Genomic DNA, 17,204 nt, shown 5'->3' on the forward strand with positions numbered 1-17,204 from the left:
CTCGGTCCCCGCCACCTTGGGCACGCCCGGCGGAACGTCGAGGTTCATGACCGGCCAGCGCCGCACGGTCGCGACGGCCAGCAGGCGGGGGTCGGGGTTGACCGCCACCGGGTTGCCGACCGCCGAGAGCAGCGGCAGGTCGAAGAAGCTGTCGGAGTAGGCGAAGCTCTCGGTGAGGTCGACGGAGTGGTCGTCGGCCCAACGCCGCACCGACCGCAGCTTCCCGGTGGCCCACACGAACTCGCCGGCCAGGGCGCCGGTGTAGGAGCCGTCCTTCTCGGCGTAGCGGGTAGCCACCACGTCGTCGAAGCCGAGGCGCTCGGCGAACGGGGCGACCAGGTCCAGCGGTGTGGTGGTGGCCAGGACCGTCGGGCGGCCGGTGTCCTGGTGCTGGCGGATCAGCGTCCGGGCGTAGGGGGCCACCAGGTTGTCGAGACGCTCGGCCAGCTCCTTGCCGGCCTGGCGGACGGTGTCGGCCGGCCACCCCCGGGAGAACAGGGCCGCGGCCCGGGCCATGGCCATCGACGGCAGGGTCTCCCCGATCACGTCGTAGATCCGGTAGAGGGCACCCCCGAATCCGGCGCCCCGGGCCGGCACCACGCCGGCGGCGGCCAGGGCCTCGCTGATCAGGGGGCCGCTGGCCCGGCGGAGGACGGTGCGGTCCAGGTCGAAGAAGGCGGCGCCGCTCACCGCCCGGAATCTACCGGCCGGCGCCGCCGGGCATCCGGCCCCGCCCCCGCCGCGGTCAGGTATGGCGCCGGTCCCGCCTATCTTCGTAGGCGATGGAGCTGCGCCAGCTGGCGGCCATCCTGGCGGTGGCCGACAACGGGACGTTCTCGGGAGCGGCCGACGCCCTGGGCACGGTCCAGTCCAACGTGTCCACCCACGTGGCCCGCCTGGAGCGCGAGCTCGGGGCGCCGCTGTTCGACCGCTCGCGGGGGGCGCTGACCGAGGAGGGGGCGGCGGCGGTGGCCCGGGCCCGCCGGGTGCTGGCGGAGATCGAGGCCCTGGTGGCCGACGTGGCGGCGGTGCGCAACGTGTACACGGGCCACGTCCGCCTCGGGATGATCGGCACGACGGCGCGGTGGCTGGCCCCGAGGATGCTGGCGGTGGTGGCCGAGCGCCACCCCGGTGTGCACCTCGGCGTGGTCGAGGGCTCCTCGGCGGAGCTGACCGAGCGACTCCTGGCCGGCCGGCTCGACCTGGCGGTCACCCTCGTGCCTGTCACCGATGCCGACGTCGACGGGCAGCGCCTGTTCGACGAGGACGTGGTGCTGGTGGTGGCGCGCACCGATCCACTGGCGGCCCGGGAGTCGATCGATCCGGCCGAGCTGCGGGCCATCCCCCTGCTCCTGCCGGTCACGGGCACGCCTTTCCGGGAGGAGCTCGACCACGCCCTCGGCCGGGGCCTGCAGGCCAAGGCGGAGCTCGACGGGGTGCGGCTCATCGCGTCCCTGACCTTCGACGGCCACGGGCCGGCGCTCCTGCCGGCGACGGCCGTGCCCGACTTCCTGCGCGACCAGTGGGTGCGGGTGGCGGTGCGGGGCCTGCCCCGGCGGCGGGTGGGGGTGGTGATCCGGCGCCGGGGCCTGCTGTCGGCGCCGGCGCGCGCCGTGCGGGAGCTGCTGCTCGAGATCGTCTCCGCCCACGTGGGTACGAGCGGGGACAGCGGCGTCTACCCGCCGGCCGACCCGGTGTAGGGCAGCTCGGCCAGCTCCTTCTGGAGCACGTCGATCTCCCCCTGGATGGCGGCCACGGCCTCGAGGCGATGCTGCACCCGGGCCCGCTCCTGTTGCTCGACCAGCTCGATGAGCTGCAGCTCGAGGCCCACGGCATGGTCCTCGACGGAGTTCGGGTCTCGGAGTTCCACGAGCCTTACCTTCCCCGCCCCGGGCCTGTTAATGCCGGTTGATGGCCTTCAGTTGATGCGCCGCTCCCGGCCCTGCCAGTAGGGCTCGCGCAGCTCGCGCTTGAGGATCTTCCCGGACGGGTTGCGTGGCAGTACGCCTATGAAATCGACCGACGTCGGGCACTTGAAGTGGGCCAGGCGCTCGCGGCAGAAGGAGATGATGGCGGTGGGGTCGGGGGCCGAGCCGGGAACGGCCACGACGATGGCCTTCACCGTCTCCCCCCATTTGGGATCGGGCACGCCGATGACCGCCACGTCGGCCACGTCGGGGTGGGAGGCGACGACGTTCTCGACCTCGGCCGGGTACACGTTCTCCCCGCCGCTCACGATCATGTCCTTGATCCGGTCGGTCAGGAACACGAAGCCCTCGTCGTCCATGTAGCCGGCGTCACCGGTCTTGAAGGAGTTGTCGGGGGTGATGACGGCGGAGGTGGCGTCGGGCTTGTTCCAGTACCCGAGCATGTTCTGGGTCGAGCGGCACCACAGCTCCCCCACCTGGCCCCGGGGGCGCTCCTCCCCCGACTCGGGGTCGACGACGCGGAGGTCGATCCACGGGTAGGGCCGCCCCGCTGAGCGCAGGAGGTGGGCGCGGGGCCCGCCGGGATCGTGGTCGGCGGCGTCGAGCTGGGTCACGGCGCCGGTCGTCTCGGTGAGGCCGTAGAGCTGGACGAAGTCGCAGCCGAACGTCTCCATCGCCACCGTGAGGGCGCGGTCGGTGATCGGCGAGGCGCCGTACATGATGGCCCGCAGGTCGCTGTAGTCGCGTTCGGCGGCGCCGGGGACGGCGCACAGCACCTGCAGCAGGGCCGGCACGATGAAGGCGTTGGTGACGCCACGCCGGTCGATCAGGTCGAGGAGGGCGTCGGGCACCGCCTCCCGCACGACCTCGGAGCGACAGCCCGCCGCCATCCCGACGAGGGCCCAGCCCGAGCCCCCGATGTGGAACAGGGGCATGGCCACCAGGTTCACCGAGCTGGCACCGAGCTGCCACGGCGCGGCGACGCGCGTGACGATGGTGGCGAAGTTCGCGTTGGTGAGCATCGCCCCCTTCGGCAGCCCGGTCGTCCCCGACGTGTAGAGCTGCAGGGCCACGTCTCCCGGGGCGCCTACATGGCCGGGATCGGCCGGCGGCTGGCGCCCCAGCCAGTCCTCATAGGCGGTGTCAGCCGGCCCGCCGATCTGCACCACCGTCTTCACCGTGTCCAGGCCGGGGCGCATCTGGTCGAGGTGCCCGACGAAGTCGGGCCCGACCACCAGCACCTTGGCCTCGGCGTCGTTGACGATGTACTGCATCTCCGCCGCCGCCAGCCGCCAGTTCACCGCCACGTTGACGGCGCCGACCTTGCCCGCGCCGAACAGGACCTCGAAGTACTCGGCCCCGTTCTTGTCGAGGAAGGCGATGCGGTCCCCGGCCCCGACCCCGGCCGCCGCCAGGGCCTGGGCCACCCGGCTGGAGCGGTCGTCGAGCTCGGCCCAGCTCCAGTCGGCGTCCCCGGTGCTGATGGCGCACCCGTCGGGGTCGGCGGCGGCGTGGCCCCGCACCACTCCCGCCACCGTCCAATCCGTGGCTGCCGGACCGGTGCCGGCCCAACCGCTGTCGGTCATGCGGCGAACATACCGGGCAGCGCCCGGTGATCGGAGCGGATGTACTCCTGCTCCGACGCGAAGTCCCGGTCGGTCGACAACTCAGGACTGGAGGACGGGGTTCATCTCCTTGACCGCACCCATTGTGGCCGACGACGGGGCGGAGTAGCGGTGACCGGGGAACAGGGCCAGGTCGTCGGGCATCGACGCCAGCAGGCGCAGGCTCTCGTGCATGGCCTGGGGGTCGCTGCCGGGCAGGTCGGTGCGCCCGCACCCCTCGAGGAACAGCGTGTCCCCCGCTACGAGCAGGTCCTCGACGAGGAAGCACTGGCTCCCGGGGGTGTGGCCCGGGGTGTGGATGGTGTGGATCTGGATGGCGCCGACGTCGATGACGTCCCCGCCGTCGTGCTCGACCAGGCTCCGGGCCTCGACACCGGTCGTCCGGCGCACCCACTCCCTCTCGTTCTTGTTGACGTGGATCGGCACGTCGGCCACCTCGAGCAGCCGGGACACGCCCTCGATGGTGAGGCCCATCATCGAGCCGCCCACGTGGTCGGGATGGTGGTGGGTGGCCAGCACTCCCGCCACGCGCATGCCGTCGGCGGCGGCCACGTCGACCAGCTCCTCGACGGCGTAGGCGGGGTCGACGACCACCGCCTCGCCGGTCTGGCGGTCCCCGATCAGGTAGGTGAAGTTCACCATCTGGGTGGCCAGCTGGTCCCCGGCGGCGAAGTCCCGCCCGGACAGCAGCTGACGGAAATAGAGGCGCCCGGGCACGGCGACGAATCCTACGGCCTGGCCGGGCGGGCCCCGTCGAGCACGTTGGCGGCCAGGTTGACCAACTCCACCGGGATCACGAACTTGGTGGAGTCCGACGCTCCCAGCTCCTTCAGGGCGTCGAGGTACTGCAGGGTCATGGTGTTGGCGTCGACCTCGTGGGCCACCTCGAAGATCTTCTGCAGGGCGAGGGCAAAGCCCTCGGCCCGGAGGATGGCGGCCTGGCGGTCCCCCTCGGCCGAGAGGATGGCCGACTGCTTGTCCCCCTCGGCCACGGTGACCGACGCCTGCTTCTGGCCCTCGGCCTCGGTCACCGCCGCCCGCCGGCTGCGCTCGGCAGACATCTGCCTGGTCATCGCCTCCTGCACGGGCGGGGGCGGGTTGATCTCCCGCACCTCCACGTTGGTCACCTTCACCCCCCAGCGCTCGGTCACCTCGTCCAGCTTCACGCGAAGGACGCTGTTCATCTGCTCCCGCTTGGACAGGACGTCGTCGAGGCTCATGTCGCCGACCACCGACCGCAGGGTGGTCGACGCGATGTTGAGCGCCGCCCCCTGGAAGTCCTGCACGGCCAGGACCGACGTGACGGCGTCGAAGACCTTGTAGAAGATGATGAAGTCGATGTTGATCGAGGCGTTGTCGCGAGTGATGGCGGTCTGGTGGGGTATCTCGAGGAACTGCTCGCGCAGGTCCACCCAGCTCACCCGGTCGGTGACCGGGTTGATCACCTTGAGCCCGGGCCCGCGGGCCCCGATGGCCCGGCCCAGGCGGAACAGGACGATGCGCTGGTACTCGCGCACGACCTTCACCGCGGCCATGCCCAGCACGACCAGGACCAGAACCGCGAACGCCACCCCGCCCAGGATCCCTGCTAACACGGCGCTCCCTCCTCGGACCAGACCCGCAGCCTGACCCCGTCGACCGACACCACCCGCACCTCGGCGCCGGCGGGAACGGGGCCGCTCACCGACTCCGCCGTCCACGACTCGCCGTGCAGCTGCACCACCCCCACCGGGTCCAGGGCGGTGACGGCCCGGCCCGCCTCCCCGGCGGCGGCGCGCAGGGCCCCGCTCGGTGCCATCCGCCGGTAGCGGAGGGCGGGCACCGCCAGGCCGGCGGACACGACACACGCCGCGGTGCACGTGCCGGCCAGCCACCACGCCGTCCCCGAGCCGGCGCCCGCGGCCGACGCGGCCAGGAACCAGCCGACGGCCAGGCCCATGGCGACCGCCGGCCCGGGCAGTCCGTGGGGGCCGGCGTGGGCGCCGACCAGCGCGACCGCTCCCACCATCACCACGAGCACGGCCCCGATGAGCCACGCCATCAGGCCGAGTGTACGGTCGCCGCCAGGTCCGAGAGGCGCCGGGGGTCGATGTTCCCGCCGCTGAGGTACGCAACGGTCGTCCCGTCCGGCCGCCCCGGGACCAGCCCCGCCAGCACGGCCGCCACCGCCAGGGCCCCGGTGGGCTCGACGACGAGACGGGCCCGGTCGGCCATGGCCACCGCGGCGGCGGCGATGGCGTCCTCGGGCACGGTGACGATGTCGTCGACCAGGCCCCGCTCGACGATCACCTCGAAGGGGCGCTCGCCTACGGACGGAACCCGGGCGCCGTCCGCCAAGGTCGGCCCGGCGGGGCGGTGCACATGGGTGCGGGTGCGCAGGCTCTCGGCCGCGTCGGGCGCCTGCTCGGGCTCGGCACCGATCACACGTAGGGGCCGGCCGGCCGGGCGGGCCGCCGCCTTCAGCACCAGGGCCGTTCCGGAGATCAGCCCCCCGCCCCCGACGGGCACGACGACGGTCGCGACGCCCGGGTGGTCCTCGAGGATCTCGAGGGCGGCCGTGCCCTGCCCGTGGATCACGTCCCAGTCGTCGAAGGGGTGGACCAGCTGGTAGCCGGTCTCGTCCAGCAGCTCGGCCAGGCGGCCCTGGCGGGACTCGACCGTGACCCCCTCGGTCACGACGGTGGCGCCGAGGTCCCGGGTGGCGGCCACCTTGTTGGGCCGGGAGTCCTCGGGCATGACCACCGCGACCGGCAGGCCGAGGGTGCGACCGGCCAGGGCCACGGCCTGGGCGTGATTGCCCGAGCTGACGGCGGCGAGGCCGGTGACGGGCGGTCCCCCGTCCCTGGCCGCCTCGAGCAGGCGCAGCACCTTGTTGAACGCGCCCCTGGGCTTGAACGACCCGGTGACCTGCAGGCTCTCCGCCTTGAGGAGGCCGAGGTCGGTGTCGAGCACGGGCGTCCGCCGCACGTAGGGCGCCACGCGGCGGCGGGCGGCCCCGGTGGCGGCCAGGTGCTCCTCGAGGTATCGCCCGGTCCCGGCCGTGGGACGAAAGTAGCTTCGCCGCCAGTGGACGACTGGGACGCGACATCCCTCCGCACGGCGGTCGGCAAGTGGCTCGAGGAGGCCTGGGACCCGGACCTGGCCCTGGCCGAGTGGCGGGACCGCCTGGCCGACTCGGGGTGGGGAGCGCCGACGTGGCCCCGCGACCTCTACGGCCGGGACGTGCCGGCGGCCCTGGCCGGGGTGGTGGACGAGGAGTTCTCCCGGGTCGGGGCGGTCGGGGCGGCGGTCGGCTCGGGCATGGCCCTGGCGGCGCCGACCCTGCTGGCCCACGGCGCACCCGAGCTGCAGCGCCGGCTGCTGCGGCGGATCCTCACCGGTGAGGAGAAGTGGTGCCAGCTGTTCAGCGAGCCGGGCAACGGCTCGGACCTGGCCGGGCTCACCACCCGGGCCGAGCGGGACGGGGACGAGTGGGTGGTGAACGGCCAGAAGGTCTGGACCACGGGGGCCCGCTCCGCCGCCCGGGCCATGCTCCTGGCCCGCACCGACTGGGATGTCCCAAAGCACAAGGGCATCACCTACTTCGTCCTGCCGATGGACCAGCCCGGCGTCGAGGTCCGGCCCATCCGCCAGATGAACGGCTACGCCTCGTTCAACGAGGTGTTCATCACCGACGCCCGGCTGCCGGCCTCCGACGTCGTCGGCGAGATCGGGGAGGGCTGGCGGGTGGCCCTCACCACGCTCGCCCACGAGCGGGGCCTCGGTGTGCGGGCGCTGGTCGGGGGCGGGGCGGGCGGCTCAGGCGGGCCGGGCGGTCCGCCGGGTCGGGCCGCGTCCGAGGCCGCCGCCGAGGCGGCCGAGTACGCCAAGACCTACGTGTGGTACCCCCAGCGGGCGGGGCGCCCCGACCTGGTGGCCGCCAACCTGCGCGAGGCGGGCCGGGGCGCAGATCCCGTGCTCCGCCAGCAGGCCGTCGACGTGGAGATCCGCGAGCGGGTGGCCCGGTGGAACGTGGCCCGGGCCCGGGTGGCGCGCGCCCGGGGCCAGCAGCCCGGGCCCGAGGGGTCACTGGCCAAGTTGACGGGGAGCGACATCGCCCGGCGGGCGGCGGCGGTGCACGCGTCGGCGGCGGGGGCCGGGGCACTGGTGTCGGGTCCGGACTCGCCGCTCGAGGGCCTGGTCGCCGAGATCATCACGTCGGTGCCGGCGGGATCGATCGCTGGGGGCACCGACGAGGTGCAGCACAACATCCTCGGGGAGCGGGCGCTGGGCCTGCCCCGCGAACCGGCGGTCGACACCCAGGTCCCGTTCCGCGAGGTGCGCACCAACCTCCGGCCCGACCGGGGGCCGGGCGCCTAGCGCTTCTTGACGGCCTTCCTGGCGGGCGCGGCCTTCCGGGCCGGCGCCGCCTTCTTGGCGGGAGCCGGCTTCCTGGCGGCCGGGGCGGGGCTCTTGGTCACGGCGCTCTTCACGGCCGCACCCTTCCTGGTCCCGGACGGCCGCTTCGACACGATCGCCTTCTTGGCCACAGCTTTGTTGGGCGCGGCCTTCTTGGATGCGGCCTTCTTCGGCACAGCCTTCTTGGGCGCGGCCTTCTTGGTCCCCCGGCGCCTCGGCAGCACGGTGAGCGTTCCCGGCGCCGGCATCATCGTCGACTCCTCGCCGGACTCCCACTCGACGCGGATGAGGCTGCCGGTCTTGGCGCGCACTGTTCCCTCGCGCGGCGCCTGACCGACCTTGTTCCCCGCAATGGCGACGCGGTCCCCGATCTCGGGCATGTGAAAGGTGGTCCTCCTCGGATCGTCGGTGAGCGGCGTGCTTACGACGGGGACGGAAGCGTAATGCCAACCGGGGCCAGGCTGGCAAGGAAGGTGCGGGCCCACTCTTCGCGCGCCGACGGCCGCTCGGACGCCGGCGGGATCTGGCCCTTCAACGCCACGCGGACCGCGTCCCGCACCACCTCGGGATCGCCGGGCACCGCGGTGGCCGCCCCCCGGGCCAGCTCGAGCTCGAGGTTCTCGCGGCCGTGCCCGGGCACGGTGTCGAGCAGCACCATGGGCCGGCCCAGCTGGCGCGCCTCGGTGCAGGTGTCCCCCGGAGTGGTCACCACCACGTCGGCGGCCGACATCAGCTCGGGGATCTGGTCGGAATACCCGAAGGCACGGATCTTCGGGTGCTCTGCGGCAACCGCCCGCAGCTTGCGGTACAGGCGCTCGTTGGCCCCGGCCACCGCCATCACGGTCACTCCGTCGCGCGCCAGGACGCTGGCGAGCCGGTCCAGCGGACCGATCCCCCACGCCCCGGCCATCAGGAGCACCACCGGTCCCTCCGGCTCCACTTCGAGCATCTCGCGGGCCACGGCCCGCGACGGGGCGTCGTAGAACCCGGGCCGGACCGCCGGGGGCACGACCGACACCTGGGCGTCGGGGCGGTGGTAGCGGACGAACGCCGCCGACATCGGCGAGGTCACCAGGAACAGCCGGGTGCGGGCGTGCACCCACATGGCGTGGGGGCAGGCGTCGGTGCAGTACACGACCGACTCCACCCCGGGCAGCTCGGGAAGGAGCAGGTGGGCCACGGCGCCCCCCGTGGCGAACACCGAGAGGAGCACGTCGGCGGGGCGCTCCCGCAGGATGGCGCGGATGGGGTTGAGAATCTTGCGGGCGGCGGCCATGTCCGCGCCCCGCGCCACCCGGCCCCCCGGGCGCAGGTAGGCGAAATGAAAGGCGTCGTAGGCGCCGGGGATGGCCATGAGCGTCCGCATGACGCCCTCCCCGAGACGGTTCCCGATGCCCCCGAGCAGGGCCATGCAGTCGACGATCTCGGACTCGGATCCGGCCGCGCTAAGGGCCGACTCGCACGCGGCGGCGACCGTGTCGTGGCCCTTGCCGATCGAGCCGGAGAGGATCAGGACCCGGTGCTGGTCGGTCCCGCTCACGCCGGCGGCGCCGACCGCTGGCCCTGGCCCGCCTCCTGGTACCACTCCACGCAACGGCGCAGTCCCTCCTCGAACGCGGTGGAGGGGGTCCAGCCCAGCAGCTCCTCGGCCCGGCGGGCCAGCACCGGGCGGGCAGCGAAGTCCGCCACCCGGGCGGGCTGGTAGGTGACCTCGGTCCCGCCCAGCTGGGCGGCGACCGCCTCGGCGATCCGCTTGATCGAGACCTGCTCCCGCCCCTCCAGGGCCAGCACCTGGTTCTCGGCGGCGGGCTCGAGGGCCAGCACGTGGGCGTCGGCCAGGTCCTCCACGTAGACGTAGTACCGGTACTGCGAGCCGTCCCCGCTGATCGTCAACGGCCGCCCGGCCATCGCCTGGTGGATGAACCGGGCGATCACCAGCTCGTCCCGCATCCCGGGCCCGTACGGGATCCCGTAGCGCAGGATGGTGAAGGGCAGCCCGTACATGGCCCGGTAGGAGTGCACCAGCATCTCGGCGGCCACCTTCTGCGCCGTGTAGATGTGGGCCACGTGGTCGGGGGCCAGGGCCGCGTCCTCGGGGATGTCCCCCTCCCCCGGAGCCGCCCCGTAGACCCACACCGTGCTCGCCAGGACCACCCGGCCGACCTCGACCTGACGGCACGCCTCGAGCACGGTGCCCGTGCCGTCCACGTTCACCCTGGTGGCCCGCACCGGGTCCTTGGCGATGATGTCCACGTCGGCCATGGCCGCCAGGTGGAACACGGCGTCGGCACCGGCGAAGGCCCCGCTCAGCCCGTCGAGGTCGAGGATGTCGACCCGGACGTAGTCGGCGCCGGCGTGCGGCCGGGGGATGTGGGAACGGGAGTCGACCACCACCACGTCGTGGCCGGCCCGCACCAGCCGCTCGACGACGTGGCTCCCGATGAACCCGGAGCCACCGGTGACGACCGTCCTCACAGCGCCTCGTAGACCCGGGTGAACGACTCGATCACGTGGTCGACCTCGGCGTCGGTCATGTCGGACATGACCGGCAGGCAGACGTGGCGGGAGCAGACGTCCTCGGCCACCGGCAGCGACTCCCCGGCGAAGGGGCGCAGGACCTCCTGGTGGTGCAGCGGCGTGGCGTAGACCTCCCCGGAGAGGAACACCTCGAACTCCTCGCGGAGCGACTTCTTGATCCGGTCCCGGTCGGCGGCGTCGGGCAGCAGCACCACGTACTTGTAGTAGTTGCTGACCCCACCCTCGCAGGGCGCCAGCAGCTGGAGGCCCGGCAGCGACCCGAGGGCCCGGTCGTAGCGCTCGGCCACCGACCCCCGCACGGCGATGGCCTGGCCGAGGCGCTCGAGGTGGACGACGCCCGTGGCCGCCGCCAGCTCGCTCATCCGCCAGGCGTAGCCCATCTTGATGTGGTCGTCCCCGAGGAAGCCGGCCTTGCCCTGATCGCGGTAGATCCGGGCCTCGTCGCGCAGCTGGGTGTCGGAGGTCAGGATCATCCCGCCCTCCCCAGTCGTCATCACCTTGGTCGGGTAGAACGAGAAGGCGCCGGCCATCCCGAAGCTGCCGGCGTGGCGGCCCTTCAGGGAGGAGCCGTGGGCGTGGGCGGCGTCCTCGACCAGCGCCACGCCCCTGGCGTCACACAGCTCCCGGATGGCGTCGACCTCGTCGGTGATCACCCCGGCGATGTGCACCAGGACGACCGCCCGGGTGTTCTCGGTCAGAGCGTCCGCAACCGTCTGCCGGGACAGGGCGAAGGTCCGGGCCTCCACGTCGGCGAAGACCGGCCTGGCCCCGGCGTGCAGGACCGCCCCGGCGGTGGCGTAGAACGTGTTGGCCGGGACGACCACGTCGGCCCCCTGCACCCCCACGTAGCGCAGGATGATCTCCAGGGCCGCCGTCCCGCTGGCCACCGCCACCCCGTGGGGCGCCCCGTGGTGCTCGGCGAAGCCCTCCTCCAGCTGCCTGGTCAACGGCCCGAGGGTCAGCGCGCCCGAGGCCAGCGCCTCCTCGATGAGGCTCGCCACGCGGCGCCGGTCGGGGGCGTCGAACGTGATCCTGGCTGCCGGTACTCGCAACGACGCTGACCTCCACTCGAAGGGGCCCAAGGGGACGATTCCCGCTGGGTGTGATCACAGAACGCTAGTCGGGGACCCCTCGTGGCAGTCACATCCCCGAACCGCCACTTAGAGTGCTGCCGTTGCTCACGCGGATCATCGGGCCGGGCCGGGCGGGCACCTCACTGCACCGGGCTCTCACCGCGGCGGGATGGGACGTCGACGGGCCCCACGGCCGGGGCCAGGACCCCTCCGCCCGGGCCGGGGCCGCCGATGGGGTCGACCTGCTCGTGATCGCCACCCGCGACGCCGAGGTGGCGGCGGTGGCGGGCTCGGTCCGGCCCCGGGCCGGCACGACCGTGGCCCACCTCTCCGGGCTTCTCGGCCTCGACGCCCTGGCCCCCCACCGCCATCGGGCGGCCGTGCACCCCCTCGTCTCCCTCCCGGATGCCGACGTCGGCGCCCTCCGTCTCGGCGGAGGCGCCTGGTTCGGACTCCGCGCCAACGCCCCCCGGGCCGAGGCGGCGGCCCGGGCGGTCGTCACCGCCCTCGGCGGGCGCAGCTTCTCCGTGCCCGAGGAGGACCGGGCCCGCTACCACGCCGCCGCCGCCATCGCCGCCAACCACCTGGTGGCGGTGCTGGCCCAGGCCGAGCGGGTCGGGGCGTCGGCCGGGGTGCCGCCCGAGGCCCTGCTGACCCTGGCCCGGGGGGCGCTCGAGAACGTCGACCGGCTCGGGCCCCACCTGGCCCTCACCGGGCCCGTGGCCCGCGGGGACTGGGAGACGGTGGCGGCCCACCTGGACGCCCTGGACGAGGGGGACCGCCCCGCCTACCGGGCGCTGGCGGCCGAGGCGGCCCGGCTGGCGGGGGTGGAGCCGCCTCCGGGGCTGCTGGATCCTCGCTGACGCGTGGTCGGGCGCCGGCTCGGGCCCGCACCAGCCGGGGTCAGGCCCCCACCAGGCCGGCCAGGCCCTCGAGCTGGGCGCCGGTGCCGATGACGATCAGGACCTGGTCCTCGGTGACGACGGTCTCGGGCGACGGGTTGGTGACGAACGAGCCGTCGGGTTGGCGCAGCGCCAGCACCAGGGCGCCGGTGCGACCGCGGATGTGACTGTCCCCGAGGGTCTGGCCGGACAGCGGGGAGCCGGCCGGGAGCCGCACCTCCTCGAGGCGGAACTCGAGGCCCTCCTCGTGGGTCACCACGTCGAGGAACTCCGACACGTGGGGCTGGAAGAGCAGGGCGGCGATCCGGGAGCCGCCGATGGCCTGGGGGTTCACCACCCGGTCGGCGCCGGCCCGGCGGATCTTCTCCTCGGAGTCGGCCACCCGGGCCCGGCCGACGATGAACAGGGCCGGGTTCAACGAGCGGCCCGACAGCGTCACGTACAGGTTGGCGGCGTCGTTGCTCATGACCGTGACCAGGGCGCGGGCCGTGGTGATCCCCGCCGACCGCAGCACGGCGTCGTCGGTGGCGTCCCCGACGACGGCGGCGTAGGGGATGTCGGCCAGGCGCTCGGGGTCGACGTCGATCACGACGAACTCCATTCCCCGGGCCGACAGCTGGTCGGCCACCACCCGCCCGACCCTTCCCCACCCGCACACGATCACGTGGCCGGACATGCCGGCGATCCTGCGCTCCATGCGCCTCCTCCCGAAGATGGCCGCCAGCTGGCCCTCGATCAGCACCTCGATCAGCACGCCGAGGGCGTACAGCGCCGTCCCCACCCCCGCCAGGATCAGGATGATGGAGAACACCTTGCCCCCCTCGGAGAGGGGCCGGGTCTCGCGGAACCCGACGGTCGTGATCTCGGTGACGGTCTGGTAGACGGCGTCGAGCGGGGAGGCGCCGAGGGCCCAGTAGCCGAGCGATCCCCCGAGGACCACCACGGCCAGAGCCACCAGCGCCACCCGGACGTGGCCGAGGGCCCGGCGCTCTCCCGTCGGCGGCATGCCGGCCAGTCTCGCCCATCCGACTCCGCCGCCCCATGGAATGATGGCGGGGCCAGCTACAGGTAGAGGGGGTTCTGGTGGCTTGGGATTTCTCGACCGAACCGGAGTTCCAGAAGCAGCTCGACTGGGTCGCGCGCTTCTGCAAGGAGGAGATCGAGCCGCTCGACCTCGTGTTCCCGGGAGCGGTCCGCTCCCGCAGCCCCAAGGTGAAGGCGCTCGTCGATCCCCTCAAGCAGCAGGTGAAGGAGCGGGGTCTGTGGGCCCTGTTCCTCGACAAGGAGCTCGGAGGGCCCGGCCTCGGCCAGCTGAAGCTGGCGCTCATCAACGAGATCCTGGGCGCCTACGGCTCGGCCCCGGCCATCTTCGGCACCGCCGCCCCCGACACGGGAAACATGGAGATCCTGGCGGCCTACGGCACCGACGAGCAGAAGCAGCGCTGGCTGGTCCCGCTGATGAACCAGGAGATGTTCTCCGCCTACTCGATGACCGAGCCCGAGGGCGGCTCCGACCCGAACTTGTTCAAGACCCACGCCGTGAAGGACGGCGACGAGTGGGTCATCAACGGGGAGAAGTGGTTCACCAGCGCCGGACGGTACGCCGACATCCTGTTCGTGATGTGCGTCAACGGCATGTTCATCGTGCCCCGCGAGGCGCCCGGCGTCGAGATCATGCCGTACCCGCGTAACCACAACCACATCCGCTACAACGAGGTGCGCGTCCCCCTCGACCACCTGCTGGGGCCCGAGGACGGGGCCAAGGTCCTGGCCCAGCGGCGTCTGGGCGGAGGGCGGATCCACCACGCCATGCGGACCGTGGCCCAGTGCAAGCGCGCCTTCAACATGATGTGCGAGCGCGCCCTCAGCCGGGAGTCGCACGGCAAGGTGATAGCCGAGCACCAGATGGTGCAGGAGATGATCGCCGACTCCTACGCCGAGATCAACATGCTCCGCCTCATGGTGCTGTGGACGGCCTGGACCATCGACAACTCGAGCACCCAGGCGACGCGCACCCAGATCGCGGCCTGCAAGTACACCTGCGCCAAGGTGCTGCGCGAGGTCTCCTACCGCGCCCTGCACGTCATGGGGTCGCTGGGCACGACCAACCTCCTGCCGCTGCAGGACATGTACGCCGGGGCCCCGACCATGGCCATCGCCGACGGCGTGGACGAGGTGCACAAGGTGACCGTGGCCCGCAACGTGCTCAAGGACCATCGGCCCCACGAGGGCCTGTGGCCGAGCGAGTACATCCCGACCAAGCGGGCCGAGGCGCGCAAGAAGTTCACCGAGGTCCTGACCGATCCCGAGCTGGCCGCGTACGCCGACTACGTCGAGAAGCGCGCCAGCGATAGGTGGTGACGGCGGCCACCGAGCTCCTCTACCTCGACGACTCCTACCTCCGCACCTTCACCGCCGAGGTGGTCGCGGCCCAGGACGGGGCGGTGGCCCTCGACCGGACTGCCTTCTACCCGACCGGCGGGGGGCAGCCCCACGACACGGGCACGCTCGGGGACTGCCGGGTGGTGGGGGTCAGCCACGGGCCCGACCACGACGGCCTGGTGTGGCACACCCTCGACGGCGAGGGGCTGGCGGTGGGCAGCGCCGTCGAGGGAGAGATCGACTGGGACCGGCGCCACCGGCTCATGCGGACCCACACCGCCCTACACGTTCTCTGCGGGGTCATCTGGAACCGGTGGTCGGTGCCCGTGACCGGCGGGAACATGGAGCCCCTGTCGGCCCGCATGGACTTCGAGTTCGACCCGTTGCCCGAGGGGTTCGGGGCCACGGTCGAGGAGCTGGTGAACACCGAGCTCGCAGCCGCCCGGCCGGTACGCGTCGACTACCTGGAGCGGGACACGGCGCTCTCCGACGCCGACCTGATCCGGACCAAGGTGAACCTGATCCCGCCGTCGGTACCGCGCATCCGGGTGGTCGACATCGTCGGGCTGGACAAGCAGGCCGACGGCGGCACCCACGTGCGCAGCACCGACGAGGTGGGCCGGGTCCGGGTGGTGAAGACCGAGTCCAAGGGCAAGGGCAACAAGCGGATCAGGATCGAGGTCCTGGAGCCCACCTGAGCTCGGCGCCGTCAGCGGTCGACCACCTCGGCCACGGTGGCGGTGGCGGGCACAACCACCGGCTCCGGCGTCATGGCGTCGGAAACCCGCAGGCTCCCGAAGCGGCCGCGCTCGCTCACCCGCTCGCGCTGCTGGCCGGCGGCGGTGGCCACGAACCACCCGATCATCCCGAGCCAGATGCCCCCGAGGGCGCCACCCGTGAGCACCTCCACCCCGCCCAGCGCCACGAGGCCGTAGCCGACGACCTTCCCTGCCGTGGCGGCGACGGCCGTGGCCCGCAGCCGGTCCCGCCAGTGCCTCCACAGGAAGGCGCGCAGGACCCGACCCCCGTCGAGGGGGAAGGCGGGTAGGAGGTTGAACAGCCCGAGCAGGGCGTTGATGCCGGAGAGCCACGCCACCGCGGCGACCAGCAACGCGCTCTGGCCGGTGTGGTCCAACACCCAGGCCCCGGCGCCGGTGACGACGGCGAGGGCCAGGCTGGTGGCGGGCCCGGCGGCCGCGACCCGCAGCTCGGCCCGGGCGTTCGGCATGTCCCCTTCGAGCTGGGCCACGCCTCCGAACAGCCAGAGCACGATGCCCCGGGTCTGCACCCCGTGGCGCCGGGCCACCACGGCATGGGCGAGCTCGTGGGCCAGGAGGCTGGCGAAGAACGCCACGCTGGTCACGACCGCCGCCGCCCAATAGGCGCTGCGGGTGTAGCCGAGCGTCTCGGCGGGCAGCTGCCCGACCGCCAGGCTCCAGGCGACGAGCACGAAGACGGGTACGAGGCTCCAGTTGATGCCGACCCGGACCCCGCCGATCCGGCCCAGGTACACGCTCTCGGTCATGGACTCAATTGTGCGCACGACAGCTGGGACACCCCTCGGAGCCTGCTGTGAGCGGGATGTGTGTCGGGGGGCGTGTCGGACTGGGCCAGGATGGCCCGATGGCCACCGCGACCCGCACCGGGCCCGGCCCGGACGCCCGGATGGACCGGGGCCTGGTCACGGTCATGGCCGTGGCCACGGGGCTGGCGGTGGCCAACAACTACTACGCCCAGCCCCTCCTGCCGGCCATCGGCCGGAGCCTCCACCTCGGCCCCGGCGTGGCCGGCCTCATCGTGACCGTGGCCCAGGTGGGCTACGCCCTCGGGCTCGTCCTGCTCCTGCCGCTGGGGGACCTGGTCGAACGGCGCCGGCTGGTGTCGCTCCTGTCGGTGGCCACCGCTCTCGCGCTGGTGTGGTTGGGCGCCTCGCCCTCGGCCGCCTCGCTGCTGCCCGCTGCCCTGGTGGTCGGGGCCGTGTCGGTGCTGGCCCAGGTCCTCGTGCCTTTTGCCGCGTCCCTGGCGTCGGCGGAGGAGCGGGGCCAGGTGGTGGGCATGGTGATGAGCGGGCTGTTGATCGGCGTGCTGCTGGCCCGCACCGTGGCCGGGTACCTGGCCGAGACGGGCACCTGGCGGGTCGTGTACTTCGTCGCCGCCGGGGCCATGGTGGTGCAGGCCGTGGTCCTCTATGTCCGGCTGCCGACCTACCGCGAGCGCACCGACCTCTCGTACCCGCGACTGATCGGCTCGGTGGTGACCCTCCTCCGGGAGGAGCCGGTCCTGCGCCTCCGCTCGATCTACGGGCTGTTCTCCTTCGGCACCTTCAGCGTCCTGTGGACCTCACTGGCGTTCCTCCTG

At 73.1% G+C, this 17,204-nt stretch carries 19 protein-coding genes; 6 read left to right on the forward strand and 13 right to left on the reverse strand.

The annotated features are described in order from the left end of the window. On the reverse strand, window positions 1-690 hold a 690-nt coding region (locus VFW24_10910), incomplete at its 3' end, for an HAD family hydrolase (GenBank protein ID HEX5267272.1). A 92-nt stretch (window positions 691-782) separates the two neighbouring features. On the opposite strand from VFW24_10910, the gene VFW24_10915 reads away from it, so the two are divergent. After that, window positions 783-1,700, forward strand: coding sequence for a LysR family transcriptional regulator (locus tag VFW24_10915; GenBank protein HEX5267273.1), 918 nt, complete (start codon window positions 783-785; stop codon window positions 1,698-1,700). Here the strand turns inward: VFW24_10915 and VFW24_10920 are convergent. The 6 genes from VFW24_10920 to VFW24_10945 all read right to left on the reverse strand — a co-directional run bounded on the left by VFW24_10920 (window position 1,676) and on the right by VFW24_10945 (window position 6,532). Further along, window positions 1,676-1,870 carry a hypothetical protein gene (locus tag VFW24_10920; protein HEX5267274.1) on the reverse strand — a complete coding sequence of 65 codons (195 nt, stop codon included), beginning with the start codon at window positions 1,868-1,870 and terminating at the stop codon, window positions 1,676-1,678. The two genes, VFW24_10915 and VFW24_10920, sit on opposite strands and share 25 nt — an antisense overlap. A gap of 48 nt (window positions 1,871-1,918) precedes the next feature. Next, window positions 1,919-3,514 (reverse strand): long-chain-fatty-acid--CoA ligase, encoded by a 1,596-nt coding sequence (locus VFW24_10925; GenBank protein ID HEX5267275.1) that lies wholly within the window; start codon window positions 3,512-3,514, stop codon window positions 1,919-1,921. 81 nt (window positions 3,515-3,595) lie between these two features. Continuing rightward, window positions 3,596-4,270: an MBL fold metallo-hydrolase gene (locus VFW24_10930; GenBank protein ID HEX5267276.1), complete on the reverse strand. Its 675-nt coding sequence runs from the start codon at window positions 4,268-4,270 to the stop codon at window positions 3,596-3,598. A gap of 11 nt (window positions 4,271-4,281) precedes the next feature. Further along, the gene (locus VFW24_10935; protein HEX5267277.1) at window positions 4,282-5,148 is read right to left on the reverse strand and encodes an SPFH domain-containing protein; all 867 of its coding nucleotides are present in this window, start codon (window positions 5,146-5,148) and stop codon (window positions 4,282-4,284) included. Continuing rightward, window positions 5,142-5,594 carry an NfeD family protein gene (locus VFW24_10940; GenBank protein ID HEX5267278.1) on the reverse strand — a complete coding sequence of 151 codons (453 nt, stop codon included), beginning with the start codon at window positions 5,592-5,594 and terminating at the stop codon, window positions 5,142-5,144. Before VFW24_10940 ends, VFW24_10935 begins: the two co-directional genes overlap by 7 nt. After that, window positions 5,594-6,532: a pyridoxal-phosphate dependent enzyme gene (locus VFW24_10945; protein HEX5267279.1), complete on the reverse strand. Its 939-nt coding sequence runs from the start codon at window positions 6,530-6,532 to the stop codon at window positions 5,594-5,596. Before VFW24_10945 ends, VFW24_10940 begins: the two co-directional genes overlap by 1 nt. Window positions 6,533-6,619: 87 nt before the next feature. Between VFW24_10945 and VFW24_10950 the strand changes: the two genes are divergently transcribed. Continuing rightward, window positions 6,620-7,912 (forward strand): acyl-CoA dehydrogenase family protein, encoded by a 1,293-nt coding sequence (locus tag VFW24_10950; GenBank protein HEX5267280.1) that lies wholly within the window; start codon window positions 6,620-6,622, stop codon window positions 7,910-7,912. On the opposite strand, the gene VFW24_10955 is transcribed toward VFW24_10950, so the two are convergent. The 4 genes from VFW24_10955 to VFW24_10970 are packed head-to-tail and all read right to left on the reverse strand — an operon-like array spanning window position 7,909 to window position 11,541. Then, a complete protein-coding gene (locus VFW24_10955; GenBank protein HEX5267281.1) occupies window positions 7,909-8,331 on the reverse strand; it encodes a hypothetical protein in 423 nt (140 codons plus the stop codon). The genes VFW24_10950 and VFW24_10955 overlap by 4 nt on opposite strands. Before the next feature lie 41 nt (window positions 8,332-8,372). Next, a complete protein-coding gene (locus VFW24_10960; protein ID HEX5267282.1) occupies window positions 8,373-9,491 on the reverse strand; it encodes a hypothetical protein in 1,119 nt (372 codons plus the stop codon). Continuing rightward, on the reverse strand, window positions 9,488-10,426 hold the full coding sequence (locus VFW24_10965; protein ID HEX5267283.1) for an NAD-dependent epimerase/dehydratase family protein: 939 nt from the start codon (window positions 10,424-10,426) through the stop codon (window positions 9,488-9,490). Before VFW24_10965 ends, VFW24_10960 begins: the two co-directional genes overlap by 4 nt. Next, the gene (locus tag VFW24_10970) at window positions 10,423-11,541 is read right to left on the reverse strand and encodes a DegT/DnrJ/EryC1/StrS family aminotransferase (protein HEX5267284.1); all 1,119 of its coding nucleotides are present in this window, start codon (window positions 11,539-11,541) and stop codon (window positions 10,423-10,425) included. The genes VFW24_10965 and VFW24_10970 overlap by 4 nt, the downstream gene beginning before the upstream one ends. Before the next feature lie 122 nt (window positions 11,542-11,663). Here VFW24_10970 and VFW24_10975 point away from each other — a divergent pair, with 122 nt between their 5' ends. Then, window positions 11,664-12,425: a DUF2520 domain-containing protein gene (locus VFW24_10975; GenBank protein ID HEX5267285.1), complete on the forward strand. Its 762-nt coding sequence runs from the start codon at window positions 11,664-11,666 to the stop codon at window positions 12,423-12,425. 40 nt (window positions 12,426-12,465) lie between these two features. On the opposite strand, the gene VFW24_10980 is transcribed toward VFW24_10975, so the two are convergent. Next, window positions 12,466-13,470: a potassium channel protein gene (locus VFW24_10980; GenBank protein ID HEX5267286.1), complete on the reverse strand. Its 1,005-nt coding sequence runs from the start codon at window positions 13,468-13,470 to the stop codon at window positions 12,466-12,468. A gap of 77 nt (window positions 13,471-13,547) precedes the next feature. On the opposite strand from VFW24_10980, the gene VFW24_10985 reads away from it, so the two are divergent. Beyond that, complete coding sequence (locus tag VFW24_10985) at window positions 13,548-14,825, forward strand: acyl-CoA dehydrogenase family protein (protein ID HEX5267287.1); 1,278 nt, start codon at window positions 13,548-13,550, stop codon at window positions 14,823-14,825. Further along, window positions 14,822-15,544 carry an alanyl-tRNA editing protein gene (locus VFW24_10990; GenBank protein ID HEX5267288.1) on the forward strand — a complete coding sequence of 241 codons (723 nt, stop codon included), beginning with the start codon at window positions 14,822-14,824 and terminating at the stop codon, window positions 15,542-15,544. The genes VFW24_10985 and VFW24_10990 overlap by 4 nt, the downstream gene beginning before the upstream one ends. A gap of 11 nt (window positions 15,545-15,555) precedes the next feature. Here the strand turns inward: VFW24_10990 and VFW24_10995 are convergent, their stop codons facing one another. Then, entirely contained in the window at window positions 15,556-16,371 is an 816-nt protein-coding gene (locus tag VFW24_10995; protein ID HEX5267289.1) for a site-2 protease family protein, read from the reverse strand. Between the two features lie 98 nt (window positions 16,372-16,469). On the opposite strand from VFW24_10995, the gene VFW24_11000 reads away from it, so the two are divergent. Beyond that, window positions 16,470-17,204, forward strand: a 735-nt coding sequence (locus VFW24_11000) for an MFS transporter (GenBank protein ID HEX5267290.1), incomplete at its 3' end; no start/stop codon positions are given.

The sequence above is a fragment of the Acidimicrobiales bacterium genome (genome assembly GCA_036273495.1).
Lineage (GTDB): Bacteria > Actinomycetota > Acidimicrobiia > Acidimicrobiales > JAJPHE01 > DASSEU01.

Coding starts and splice junctions, on each gene's coding strand:
- VFW24_10915 (HEX5267273.1), top strand. CDS start 783: ATGGAGCTGCGCCAGCTGGCGGCCATCCTGGCGGTGGCCGACAACGGG.
- VFW24_10925 (HEX5267275.1), bottom strand. CDS start 3,514: ATGACCGACAGCGGTTGGGCCGGCACCGGTCCGGCAGCCACGGATTGG.
- VFW24_10940 (HEX5267278.1), bottom strand. CDS start 5,594: ATGGCGTGGCTCATCGGGGCCGTGCTCGTGGTGATGGTGGGAGCGGTC.
- VFW24_10955 (HEX5267281.1), bottom strand. CDS start 8,331: ATGCCCGAGATCGGGGACCGCGTCGCCATTGCGGGGAACAAGGTCGGT.
- VFW24_10980 (HEX5267286.1), bottom strand. CDS start 13,470: ATGCCGCCGACGGGAGAGCGCCGGGCCCTCGGCCACGTCCGGGTGGCG.
- VFW24_10995 (HEX5267289.1), bottom strand. CDS start 16,371: ATGACCGAGAGCGTGTACCTGGGCCGGATCGGCGGGGTCCGGGTCGGC.